Annotated in this window: 12 protein-coding genes; 10 read left to right on the top strand and 2 right to left on the bottom strand. The window is 72.6% G+C overall.

The features are described 5' to 3' along the window. Positions 1 to 40: 40 nt before the first annotated feature. A complete protein-coding gene (locus tag BEK98_RS21335) occupies positions 41 to 1687 on the top strand; it encodes an alpha/beta fold hydrolase (protein ID WP_094218192.1) in 1647 nt (548 codons plus the stop codon). 19 nt (positions 1688 to 1706) lie between these two features. Here BEK98_RS21335 and BEK98_RS21330 read toward each other — a convergent pair whose 3' ends face one another. Then, on the bottom strand, positions 1707 to 3074 hold the full coding sequence (locus tag BEK98_RS21330; RefSeq protein ID WP_094218191.1) for a DUF2252 domain-containing protein: 1368 nt from the start codon (positions 3072 to 3074) through the stop codon (positions 1707 to 1709). 170 nt (positions 3075 to 3244) lie between these two features. On the opposite strand from BEK98_RS21330, the gene BEK98_RS21325 reads away from it, so the two are divergent. Then, positions 3245 to 4429 carry a winged helix DNA-binding domain-containing protein gene (locus tag BEK98_RS21325; RefSeq protein ID WP_094218274.1) on the top strand — a complete coding sequence of 395 codons (1185 nt, stop codon included), beginning with the start codon at positions 3245 to 3247 and terminating at the stop codon, positions 4427 to 4429. Positions 4430 to 4474: 45 nt separating this feature from the next. Here BEK98_RS21325 and BEK98_RS21320 read toward each other — a convergent pair whose 3' ends face one another. After that, the gene (locus BEK98_RS21320; protein WP_094218190.1) at positions 4475 to 4789 is read right to left on the bottom strand and encodes a hypothetical protein; all 315 of its coding nucleotides are present in this window, start codon (positions 4787 to 4789) and stop codon (positions 4475 to 4477) included. 349 nt (positions 4790 to 5138) lie between these two features. Here BEK98_RS21320 and BEK98_RS21315 point away from each other — a divergent pair, with 349 nt between their 5' ends. The 8 genes from BEK98_RS21315 (at position 5139) to BEK98_RS21280 (ending at position 11924) form a co-directional block, all read left to right on the top strand. After that, the gene (locus tag BEK98_RS21315) at positions 5139 to 5507 is read left to right on the top strand and encodes an arsenate reductase family protein (protein WP_179851726.1); all 369 of its coding nucleotides are present in this window, start codon (positions 5139 to 5141) and stop codon (positions 5505 to 5507) included. 120 nt (positions 5508 to 5627) lie between these two features. Then, positions 5628 to 6350 carry an RlpA-like double-psi beta-barrel domain-containing protein gene (locus tag BEK98_RS21310; protein ID WP_094218189.1) on the top strand — a complete coding sequence of 241 codons (723 nt, stop codon included), beginning with the start codon at positions 5628 to 5630 and terminating at the stop codon, positions 6348 to 6350. 421 nt (positions 6351 to 6771) lie between these two features. After that, positions 6772 to 7803, top strand: coding sequence for a glutamine synthetase (gene glnII, locus BEK98_RS21305; protein ID WP_094218188.1), 1032 nt, complete (start codon positions 6772 to 6774; stop codon positions 7801 to 7803). Positions 7804 to 8054: 251 nt separating this feature from the next. Next, positions 8055 to 8177 carry a hypothetical protein gene (locus BEK98_RS50895; protein WP_094218187.1) on the top strand — a complete coding sequence of 41 codons (123 nt, stop codon included), beginning with the start codon at positions 8055 to 8057 and terminating at the stop codon, positions 8175 to 8177. Between the two features lie 119 nt (positions 8178 to 8296). Beyond that, the gene (locus tag BEK98_RS21295; RefSeq protein ID WP_094218186.1) at positions 8297 to 8872 is read left to right on the top strand and encodes a winged helix-turn-helix domain-containing protein; all 576 of its coding nucleotides are present in this window, start codon (positions 8297 to 8299) and stop codon (positions 8870 to 8872) included. 67 nt (positions 8873 to 8939) lie between these two features. Next, the gene (locus BEK98_RS21290) at positions 8940 to 9962 is read left to right on the top strand and encodes an SDR family oxidoreductase (protein ID WP_094218185.1); all 1023 of its coding nucleotides are present in this window, start codon (positions 8940 to 8942) and stop codon (positions 9960 to 9962) included. Positions 9963 to 10014: 52 nt separating this feature from the next. Continuing rightward, a complete protein-coding gene (locus tag BEK98_RS21285) occupies positions 10015 to 11286 on the top strand; it encodes a sensor histidine kinase (RefSeq protein ID WP_094218184.1) in 1272 nt (423 codons plus the stop codon). After that, positions 11271 to 11924, top strand: a complete 654-nt coding sequence (locus tag BEK98_RS21280; protein WP_094218183.1) for a LuxR C-terminal-related transcriptional regulator — start codon at positions 11271 to 11273, stop codon at positions 11922 to 11924. Before BEK98_RS21285 ends, BEK98_RS21280 begins: the two co-directional genes overlap by 16 nt. Positions 11925 to 12027 lie beyond the last annotated feature (103 nt).

Raw genomic sequence — 12027 nt, 5'->3', positions numbered from 1 at the left:
GATCCGGTCACTCGGAGTGCATCCCGATTTCCGTGAGTGAATGGGTGTCATGAGCGAGCCGATCTCCTTCACTCACGCGTACGACGGTGAACGCCTCAGCGGTCTGTACGGCGGCGGTCCCGGCCGGGCCACCGTCGTCTGCCTGCACGGCGCGGGCAACGGCAGCAAGGAGCGGCTGCTGCCCCTGCTCACCGAGGCCGCCTCGCACGGCTGCCGGGCCCTGGCCTTCGACTTCTCCGGACACGGCGAAAGCACCGGCGCGCTCGCCGAGTTGAGCCTGCGCCGGCGGTTCGAACAGGCGGTGGCCGTGCTCGACGCACACGCTCCGGCGAACGACCCGCTGGTCCTGGTGGGGTTCAGCATGAGCGGCCAGACGGTCGCGGATCTCGTACGGCACTACGGCCCACGGGTGGCCGCCGTGGGCCTGTGCGCACCCGCCGTGTACGCGCCGGAGGCCCATGACGTGCCCTTCGGGGAGGGCAACGGCAGGTTCAGCGAGATCATCCGGACGCCCGGCAGCTGGCGGAACTCCCCCGCCCTCACGGCCCTGCGGGCGTACGAGGGCCGGGCGGTGCTCGCCGTACCCGGCACGGACGCGGTCATCCCGCCGGAGGTGACGGAGGCCGTCCAGGACGCGCTGGCGGCGCGCGCCCAGTACACCCGCTTCGAACTCCCGGACGCCGAGCACCGGTTGGGGCTGTGGTTCCGCGACCACGCCGGAGACCGGCGGGAGTTCGTCGCGGCTCTGCTGGGCGGGCTGGAGGAGCAGGGCTGGGCGGCGACGCGGAGGTGGGTGGCCAAGCAGCTTCCGCAGGGGCGTTCGGTCACCGACTCCCGCCCGCTCTCAGGGGGTTGGTCCTCGCAGATGCGCGGGCTCACCCTGGACGACGGCAAGGAGCTGGTGCTGCGCACCTTCGTGAAGCCCTTCTTCCGGCGGCACGCCCCGGGCCTGCTGTCCCGTGAGGCGGGCGTTCTCGGCCTGCTGGCGGGGCAGGAGGGCATCCCGGCCCCGGCGCTGGTCGCCGTGGACGCAGGCGGCGAACACTGCGACCACCCCTCGCTGCTGATGACCCGGCTGCCGGGTCTGGTGCGGGTGGACGAGGAGGACCGGGAGTCCCTGGACCGGCGTCTGGACCTGCTCGCCGCCCAGCTGGTGCGGATCCACACGGTCGACCCCGAGGAGCGTCCGCGCCCGTACCAGGCGTGGACCTCGCCGGAGCGGGTGCGCACCCCGGAGGGCGGGATGTGGGAGCGGGCGGTGGACGTGATCCGCCGCGACCCGCCGCCGTACCGGGGCCGCTTCCTGCACCGGGACTACCACCCCGGGAACGTGCTCTTCACCGGGGCCGGCGACGGAATGCGGGTCAGCGGGGTCGTCGACTGGGTGGAGACCTCGTGGGGCCCCGCCGACCTCGACGTCGCCCACTGCTCGACCGCGCTGGCCCTGCTGCACGGCCCGGCGCACGGGCTCGCCTTCGGGGACCGGTACGAGGAACAGGGCGCCCACGGGCTCGCGGACGGGCCGGACCACCTGTACTGGCGGCTGCTGGACGCCCTGGCCTACTCCCCCGACGCGGAGAAGCTGGCCGGACCGTGGCGTGAGCTGGGGCGTACCGATCTGACGCCGGAGGTGCTGGGCGGGCGGCTGGAGGCGTATGTGCGCGGGCTGCTGGAGCGGTACGGCTGAGCGGCGCCCCCGGCCCCGGTCACACCCCCGGCGTCGCCGTCACCACGCCCGCAGTGATGGCCGCGCCGAGGGTGGCGTGGTCGGCGGTGGTCCGGTCGGCGTAGGCCACGGCGAAGTCGGCGACGGCGTGGTCGAAGGTGTCGGCGGTGCCGAGGTAGGCGGCGATGGCGATGCGGTCGCCGGAGCGGGCGTGGGCGCGGGCCAGGGTGGCGCCGCACAGCCGGGCGTAGGCGAGCAGACCGGCCGGGTCCAGGCCGGCGACCTCGGCGGAGCCCTTCATGTCGCGCAGCTGGCGCCAGTAGAAGGAGCGGCCCTGCGGCCCGTTCATCCAGCCGAGGAAGATGTCGGTGGCGGACTGCAGCAGCCGCTGTCCGGCGACCACCCGGTGCCCGGGATGGACGTACGGACCGCTCGGCAGATGCTCCTCGAGCACCGAGGCCCGCGCCTCCTTGATCTGCAGGAACAGCGGGTCGTCGGCGTCCCGCCCGGCGAGCAGCACGATGAAGCAGCGGGTGCCGACGCTGCCGACGCCGACGACCTTGCGGGCGGCGTCGACGAAGCGGTAGCGGTCGAGGAGGTGGCGGCGCTCCTCGGCGAGGGTGGAGCGGTAGTCGCAGAAGATCTTGCGCAGGGAGGCCATGTCCGGCACGCCGGCGGGTTCCAGGAGCGGCGGGTCGTGGATGATCCGGCGCCGCCCGCCCACCACCTCGGTCAGGCTGCCGAGCGCCTGGAGGCTGGTGCGGCGGCGCGCCCGGGTGAGGCTGGACTCCAGGCGGCGCCGGCGGCGGGCGGAGCGGACGAGGGGCAGCAGGCTCTCGGCGTCGACCTGCTCGTACCAGACGGCCAGCTCCCCGAGTCCGGCCATCCGGCGTATGGCGGTGCGGTACCCGGCGGCGGCCGCCCGGGCCGCGACCCGTTCCCCGGCCTTGGTGTGCCCGTTCTCCCGGGCGGCCACGGCCACACTGGCCGCGAGCCGTTTGACGTCCCACTCGAAGGGCCCGGGGTGGGTCTCGTCGAAGTCGTTGAGGTCGAAGAGCAGGGCACGTTCCGGGGAGGCGTAGAGCCCGAAGTTGAGCAGGTGGGCGTCGCCGCACAGCTGCACGGTGAGCCCGGTGTGCGGCTGGCCGGCGAGGTCGGCGGCCATCACCGCGGCGGCGCCGCGCAGGAAGGCCAGCGGCGAGCCGGCCATCCGCCCGTACCGGATCGGCAGCAGCTCCGGCAGCCGGTCCCGGCCCTGCCGCTCCAGTACGGCGACGGGGTCGCGTCGGTCGGCGGACGGGAGCCAGAGGGCGTGCGCGGAGCGGGGGGCGTGCTTGCGGGCCTCTTTGCCGCGCCGGGCCCGGTCCTCGGGGGTACCGCGCGCCGGATGGACCTCGGGGATGCTCATACGACAGCCTCTCTCTCCGGGGCCTCGCCCTCCCGCCACCTCCTGTTCGCAGTGAAGGACGCGGGGGCGGTCGTGCGCATGCCGGGCACGGCGATCGGGTGAAGGGGGCGACTGTCAGTGGCGTCGGCGACCATGCAGGGAAGGGCAGCGTGAGCGACGGGGAGGTCGGCATGGGTGACGGACGGCGGCGGCACATCGACGTGGCGGAGCGGCGGGCCCGGCTCGCCCTGCGGCACCGCCTGGCGGGTACGGCACGGGCTGCGACGCCCGAGGAGGTCGCTGCCTCGCTGGTGGCCCTGCACGGCTCGGACCCGGCGACGGTGTACCTGGCGGTGGCGGCGCGGCTCGCCGACCCGGCGAAGGCGGTGCCGGAGACGGAGCGGGCGCTGTACGAGGACCGCACACTGGTCCGGATGCACGGCATGCGGCACACGGTGTTCGTGTTCCCCGCCGAGCTGACGGCCGTCGTCCACGCGTCGACGGGTCTCACGGTGGCCGCCCGCGAACGGGCCCACCTGCTCAAGGACATGGCCAAGGCAGGCGCCCCGGACGCGGCCTGGCTGGCCGAGGTCGAGGCGTCCGCGCTGGCCGCGCTGGCCCGGCGGGGCCAGGCGACGGCGGCGGAGCTGACGGCCGACGAGCCGCGCCTGCGCGAGCAGTTCGTGTACGCGGCCGGGAAGAGCTACGAGGGCGTCCACACGGTCTCCTCCCGCCTGCTGCGCGTGCTCGGCGTCGAGGGCAAGGTGATCCGCGGCCGCCCGCTCGGCTCCTGGACGTCCAGCCAGTTCCGCTGGGCGCCGGCACCCGAGCACCCCGAACTGGACACGGCACGGGCCCAGGCGGACCTGCTGGACCGCTGGCTGCGGGCGTGCGGCCCGGCGACGGAGGCGGACCTGAAGTGGTGGACCGGCTGGCGGGTCACCGAGGTGCGCCGCGCCCTGTCCGCGATCGGCGCACAGGAGGTCGTTCTGGACGAGGGCACGGGCTACGTCGCCGACGGTGACGCGGACCCGGTGGCGGCCCCCGGGGAGCCCTGGGCGGCCCTGCTGCCCGGCCTCGACCCGACGGCCATGGCCTGGCAGCAGCGCGACTGGTATCTCGCCCCGGACCTGCGCCCGTACCTCTTCGACCGCAGCGGCAACGTGGGCCCGACGGTGTGGTGGGACGGCAGGGTGGTGGGCGGCTGGGCCCAGCGGGCGGACGGGGAGATCGTCTGGCGCATCGCCGAGCCTGGGGTACGCCGGGAGGCCGAGGCGGCGGTCGCGGCGGAGGCGGAGCGGCTGCGGGCGTGGGTGGGGGCGACGAAGGTGACTCCGCGGTTCCGGACGCCGTGGGAGCGGGAGTTGTCGGCGTGAGGTGCCGGGTGCCCCGCACGGACGCGGGGCACCCGGCACCACGGCTCAGCGCGAGTACCGCATGAACGCCCGCACCATGTGGCACGTCGTGTCCGACGGCGGGTGCACGCCGATCTTCTCCGCGGTGCTGCGGATCGTCTCGTTGCGCGCCTGGTTGGGCAGGTAGATGCCCAGGTCGAGCAGGGCTATGGCGAGGCGCATGGCCTTCAGGCGCCGGTTGTGCGTCACGTACCACTCGCGCGGCCGCCCGGCCGGCAGGGCACGCTTCTCCATCGGCACGTAGGGCGAGTCGAGCCGAACGGAACGCTTGGCGGTGGACTGGGTCGGCAACGGCTTGGTCGTCAGGGCGGCAGCGGGCACAGGCATCCTCCTGTCGCGGTCAGGGCAGCACCGGCAGGCTCCGGCGATACCCTCGAACACTGACTCCATTCTACTGCCGGGCACTGACAATGAGGGAGTCCGGAGGGTCCGTCAAAGGTCCAGGTCAGCAGGGAAATTGCCGCCATGTCACGGCAGGTTCGAGAGGTACGCGTGAGGTGGCGTCAAAATCGAACAGAGCCCACCGGCGAGGGTGGTCCGCCCGGGCCGGTGCCGACGGCCGCGACCATGGCACGCAACGAGCGTATGACCGCATTGCACCATGAAGCCACCCAGAGTGGCCCCCACCCGCGACACCGGCGGGAGACCGTTCTCGCATACCGTGGACCGCATGGAAATCTGGATCAATCCGGCCTGCTCCAAGTGCCGTAGCGCGCTCAGCCTGCTCGACGCCGAGGGGGCCGACTACACCGTCCGGCGTTATCTGGAGGACGTGCCGAGCGAGGACGAGATCAGGGCCGTACTCGACCGGCTCGGGCTCGAACCGTGGGACATCACCCGCACCCAGGAGGCCGCGGCCAAGGAGCTGGGGCTCAAGGAGTGGGCGCGCGACGAGACGGCACGGGACCGGTGGATCACGGCCCTCGCCGAGCATCCCAAGCTCATCCAGCGCCCGATCATCACGGCCGAGGACGGAACCGCCCTGGTCGCCCGCACCGAAGAGGCCGTACAGGAGGCGCTTTCCCGGAACAAGAGCTGAGCGCGACTCAACTCCTTTGTGACGCAGGTTACTTCGGTGACTCCTGTAAACCGCTGAGTAACCTCGTTCGGGATCTCGTACATAGCGGCGTACGCTCCCCTACCTCTTCAGGAGGCGCGCATGTCGCGTAGGCGAACTCTCAGCACCAAGAAGAAGCTCGCGCTGCTCCTCAGCGCCGCGGCGGTGGCGGGCGGCGGGGCCTTCGCGCTGGCGTCCACCTCGAACGCCGCGCAGAGCCCGCAGAACGCCAAGACGCTGTCCGCCGGGGACTCGACCGTATGCCAGGGGCTGGCCACGGCCCACGGCAACAACGACAAGTTCATCGCGGACCAGAAGGCGAACCCGGACGCGCAGTCGGCGGCCCGGATCGCCAACCGCGAGGCGGTCATCAAACAGATCGAGGTCCAGCAGAAGGCTGCCGGATGCACCGTTGGGGAGTCGGCTCAGGGCTCCCAGGCGGCGCAGGGCAACGCGGGTCAGCAGGGCAACGCGGGTCAGCAGGGCAACCAGCAGGCGGGCGGCGCCCAGCAGTCCGCGCAGCCCGCGCAGACCGGCGCCGCGGGAAACGCCGGCGGTGGCGCTGCCGCGGCCTCCGGTCAGCAGGTCTGCAAGGGCTCCACCGTGACGCTCTCCGGCGAGGGCGGTGCCCCGGCCGCGTCCAGTAACCAGTTCCCGGCGGGTACGACCCTGAAGGTCACCAACCTGGACAACAACAAGTCCACGACGGTGAAGGTCACCTCGGTCTCCGGCAGCTGTGTCCTGCTGAACAACGCGGCCTTCGAACAGGTCCGGGAGCCGGGCAAGTTCCTCATCCGCCGTGCGGTGATCGAGAAGGTGGGGTGAGGCTCGGCCACCGGACAGGACATCGATGAGGTGATCAGGCGCCCCGGGCGGCGACCGTTACGGGGGTGGCGGTCGCCGGCCGGGGTGTTCGGGGCGGGGGCTCCGGTCAGCGCCTTGTCGTACGCAACCGTTCCCCGGCTCACCGGCCGGGGCCGGCCGGCTCACCGCGATCCGGCCGTCTCCGGCCGCCGCCCCGCGAACGGCCTTCGGGGGCCCAGGGGGTGGCCCATACCCCGCCGCCCCCGCCCTCACAACGTGAGTCGGGACACAGAACCACCAGGTAACACGGGGTTCACACGCGAGCAATGGACGGGAAATCGCCTGTTGACAGGCTGCCCGGCAGATCGACGCGGCGCCCCAGTGCCGCAGCGCCGCAAGCACCCGCGAGTGCACCCGACCCACCCCCGAAGGATGTGGCCCCGTGACCTTCAAGGCTGAGTACATCTGGATCGACGGCACCGAGCCGACGGCCAAGCTGCGTTCCAAGACGAAGATCATCACGGGTTCCCCCGCCGGTCTCGACGCGCTGCCGATCTGGGGCTTCGACGGGTCGTCCACCAACCAGGCCGAGGGGCACTCCTCGGACCGTGTGCTCAAGCCGGTCTTCACCTGCCCGGACCCGATCCGCGGCGGCGACGACATCCTCGTCCTGTGCGAGGTCCTGGACATCGACTTCACCCCGCACTCCTCCAACACGCGTGCCGCGCTGGCCGAGGTCGCCGAGAAGTTCGCCGCGCAGGAGCCGATCTTCGGCATCGAGCAGGAGTACACCTTCTTCGACGGCGCCCGCCCGCTGGGCTTCCCCGAGGGCGGCTTCCCGGCCCCCCAGGGCGGCTACTACTGCGGCGTCGGCGCCGACGAGATCTTCGGCCGCGAGATCGTCGAGGCCCACCTCGACAACTGCCTGAAGGCGGGTCTCGCCATCTCCGGCATCAACGCCGAGGTCATGCCCGGCCAGTGGGAGTTCCAGGTCGGCCCGGTCTCCCCGCTGGAGGTCTCCGACCACCTGTGGGTGGCCCGCTGGCTGCTGTACCGCACCGCCGAGGACTTCGGCATCTCCGCGACCCTGGACCCGAAGCCGGTCAAGGGCGACTGGAACGGCGCCGGTGCGCACACCAACTTCTCCACCAAGGCGATGCGCGAGGGCTACGACGCGATCATCACCGCCTGCGAGTCGCTCGGTGAGGGCTCCAAGCCGCTCGACCACGTCAAGAACTACGGCGCCGGCATCGACGACCGCCTGACGGGTCTGCACGAGACCGCCCCGTGGAACGAGTACTCCTACGGCGTCTCCAACCGCGGTGCCTCGGTCCGCATCCCGTGGCAGGTCGAGAAGGACGGCAAGGGCTACATCGAGGACCGCCGCCCGAACGCCAACGTCGACCCGTACGTGGTGACCCGCCTCCTGGTGGACACCTGCTGCTCCGCCCTGGAGAAGGCCGGCCAGGTCTGATCCGCACGCTCTGCACGAAGGGGCGCCCACCGACCTGGTGGGCGCCCCTTCCGCATGCCCCAAGTGGCCTGCCGAACAGCACTCGTCCGGATCGTGAGACGGCATTTCGGACGTGCCGACGACCGGAAAGCCGCTGACCAGGGCCGTACGACCGCCCGAAGGGCACATGCAACGCCAACTTCACGTCAAGGAAGCGTCCAAGCAGTGAGAGGAGGGTCCTGCTCGGCGCGCTCTTCTGCTTCAATGAGCGCATGGCCAGCTTCCAGTACTACACCGCGACAGGTCGCCATGACCTCGAGCCGTTCTGGCCTTCCCGTCAGCACCACGACTTCGACCGGGTGTGTTGCCGCGCGATGAACGCGCGGGCCCTCTAAAGCCGTACACCCCGGCCTTCGGCCAGCGCGAAACGACGTACGTCCCCCGGCGCGCCCGACCACGAATCGCGGCCGTCGTCCTGCCCGACGAACTTCTCGCGCGAAAGAGCTGACCCCTCATGGCGACCACTCGTTCTCTTTCCACCGCCACCCTCACCACCCCCGCCCCGAGCGGCACCCGGCACCGGCTGCGGGCCGTCGACCGGGACGAGGTCGTGGACGTGGCGGACTTCCTGCCGCCGGGCGCCACCTGGCTGCCCGCGCCGCAGCACACCCTGCCCACCCTGCCCGGCCAGCCGCCGATGGTCGGCTACCTGGTGCTGGTCCCGGCCGACCAGCGGCCCCCGTTCCTGCCGGTCGCGGTGCCGGACCAGCCGGAGACGGCCGCGCAGGCGGACGGCGACGCGCTGGTGCGGATCGACTCCGTGCAGCGCACCGCCAGCGTCGACGGCCGCGAACTCGACCTCACCTACCTGGAGTTCGAGCTGCTCGCACACCTGGTGGCACACCCGCACCGGGTGCACACCCGCGACCAGCTCGTCACCACGGTCTGGGGCTACGGCCACGTCGGCGACGGCCGCACCGTCGACGTCCACATCGCCCGGCTGCGCCGCAAGCTGGGCGCACAGCACCGCCAGACGATCCAGACGGTGCGCCGGGTCGGCTACAAGTACACCCCGCCGACCGGGCGTTGACCCGGGCTGTCTGCCGACGGCAGACAGCTCTTCCCTCCCCGGGCCCGTACCGGGCACGCTCCCTGGCATGAGACTTCTCGTGCTGGGCGGTACGGAGTTCGTGGGGCGGGCCGTCGTGGAGGCCGCGCTCGGGCGCGGCTGGGAGGTGACCGTCTTCCACCGGGGACGGCACCGGCCTCCCGAGGGGGTGCGGTCGCTGCACGGCGACCGCACCGCCCCCGACGGCCTGGCCGCCCTCGCCGGTGACGACGGCACCTGGGACGCCGTGGTCGACACCTGGTCGGCCGCGCCGCGCGCGGTCCGGGAGGCGGCACGGCTGCTGCGGGGCCGTGCCGGACGGTACGTGTACGTCTCCAGCCGGTCCGTGTACGCCTGGCCCTGGCCCCCCGGAGCCGGCGAGGACGCTCCGCTGGTCGAGGGCGCCGCCGCCGACGCCGGGGCGACGGAGTACGCGAAGGACAAGCGGGGTGGCGAGTTGGCCGCCGTCGAGGCCTTCGGCACCGAGGACTCGCTGCTGGTACGGGCCGGGCTGATCCTCGGCCCGTACGAGAACGTCGGCCGGCTGCCCTGGTGGCTGACCCGGATCGCCCGCGGCGGCCCGGTCCTGGCACCGGGGCCGCAGGACCTGCCGCTCCAGTACGTCGACGCGCGCGACCTCGCCGACTGGGTCGTCGGGGCGGTGGAGCGGGAGTTGAACGGGCCGTACAACCTCGTGAGCCCGCCCGGCCACACCACCATGGGCGAGCTGCTCCGCGCCTGCGTGCACGTCACCGGCGCGGACGCCGACCTGCGCTGGACCGACCCGGAGGTGATCCTGGACGCCGGGATCGAGCCGTGGACGCAGCTGCCGGTGTGGGTGCCGCCGGACGGCGAGCTGTCCTGCGTACACCGCGCGGACGTGTCCCGGGCGCTGGCCACCGGGCTGGAGTGCCGGCCGGTGGGCGAGACCGTCGCCGACACCTGGCGGTGGCTGACGGAGATCGGCGACACCGCACCGCAGCGCCCGGACCGTACGGCCAAGGGCCTGGACCCGGAGGTGGAGGCGAAGGTGCTGGCCGCGGGCGGGGGTGTACCTGACACCACCCCCTGACATGGGACTTCGGCCCAGTGACCGGGGCCGACGGGTCGGCGAGACTTGCGGCATGAACACCGAAACGAACAGTGGCCGTGCCCGCGCGCGGACCCGAGAGGTACTGCTGGCCGCCGTACAGGGACTCGCGCTGGCCGTGGCCGTGCTGCCCTTCTCGGTGCTGTTCCTCGTGCTGACCCTCGTCTCCGTCGCGCTCATCCCGATCGGTGTCGGCCTCGTCACGACCCCGCCGATCCTGACCGCGGTACGGGCCCTCGCGGACAAGCGCCGGGAACTCGCGGCCGAGTGGTGCGGGGTGCGGATCCCGTCGGTCTACCGGCCGGTCCCCGCCGGCGCGAACCCCTGGACGCGGACGTTCGCGATGCTGCACGACCCGCAGGTCCGGCGGGACCTGCTGTGGCTGCCGGTGGACATGACGGCCGGCTTCGTGACCGCGCTGCTGCCGGCCGTCCTGCTCTTCTACCCCTTCGAGGGGTTCGCGGTGGCGGCCGGGCTGTGGCGGGTGCTCGCGAAGGACGAGACGTACTGGTACGGCTTCGTGCCGGTCACCGACCAGCCCTCCGCGCTCGGCGCCGCCGCCACCGCCGCGGTCCTCCTGGTCGCCGCCTACCGCCTCACCCCGCGCCTGCTGACGGCCCACTTCACGCTGACCCGGGCCGTCCTCGGCGCCGACCAAGGCGAACTCGCCGAACGGGTACGGGTGCTGACCGAGACCCGGCGCGACGCCGTGGACACCTCGGCCGCCGAGCTGCGCCGCATCGAGCGGGACCTGCACGACGGGGCGCAGGCCCGGCTGGTCGCGATGGGCATGGACCTCGGCACGATCGAGATGCTGCTGGACAAGGACCCGGCGCAGGCGAAGAAGCTCCTCTCCCAGGCCCGCCGGAGCTCCGCCGAGGCCCTGGAGGAACTGCGCGACCTGGTCCGGGGCATCCACCCGCCGGTGCTGGCCGAGCGCGGACTCGGGGACGCCGTACGGGCGTTGGCGCTGCGGCTGCCCCTGCCGAGCGAGGTGAGCGTGGAGCTGTCCGGCCGCGCGGAGGCACCCGTCGAGTCGGCCGCCTACTTCGCGGTCAGCGAGGTGCTCACCAACGCCGTCAAGCACTCCGGGGCCGACCGGCTCTGGGTGGACCTGCACCAGGCCGGCGACCTGCTGCGGATCACGGTCACCGACAACGGCAGGGGCGGTGCCGTGATCGGCGCGGGCTCGGGGCTCGCCGGAGTCGAGCGGCGGCTCGGTACATTCGACGGCGTCCTGGCCGTCAGCAGCCCCGCGGGCGGTCCCACCCTGGTGACCATGGAGATCCCGTGCGTGTTGTCCTAGCCGAAGACCTCTTCCTGCTGCGCGACGGACTGGTCCGGCTGCTGGAGGCCTACGGCTTCGAGATCGCGGCGGCCGTCGAGTCCGGGCCCGAACTCACCCGCGCGCTCGCCGAGTTGGAGCCGGACGTCGCCGTGGTCGACGTACGGCTGCCGCCCACGCACACCGACGAGGGCCTGCAGTGCGCGCTGCGGGCGCGGCGGGAGCGGCCCGGGCTGCCGGTGCTGGTCCTCTCCCAGCACGTGGAGCAGCTGTACGCGCGGGAGCTGCTGGCCGACGGCAGCGGCGGGGTGGGCTATCTGCTCAAGGACCGGGTCTTCGACGCCGACCAGTTCGTGGACGCCGTACGACGGGTGGCCGCGGGCGGTACGGCCATGGACCCGCAGGTGATCCAGCAGCTGCTGTCGCGGCGGTCGGCGGAGGACCGGCCGTTGGGCAACCTCACCCCGCGGGAGCGGGAGGTGCTGGAGCTGATGGCGCAGGGTCGGTCCAACGCGGCGATCGCCGCGCAGCTGGTGGTGACGGAACGGGCCATCGCCAAACACACCTCCAACATCTTCGGCAAACTGGGCCTTGAGGTGTCGGACGACGACAATCGCCGCGTTCTGGCCGTGCTCGCCTACCTCGACCACGACCACTGAGCCTCGCATCAACTTCCGCTGCTCAGGGGGCATTTGAGACCCGAGTGCGGGGTAATCCTCTGACTAATTTGTGAGACGGCTGAACACCTCTGGGGCGGCGTCC

This window comes from Streptomyces diastatochromogenes, from assembly GCF_002242805.1.
Lineage (GTDB): Bacteria > Actinomycetota > Actinomycetes > Streptomycetales > Streptomycetaceae > Streptomyces > Streptomyces diastatochromogenes.
This window is presented reverse-complemented; position numbering and strand designations above follow the sequence as displayed.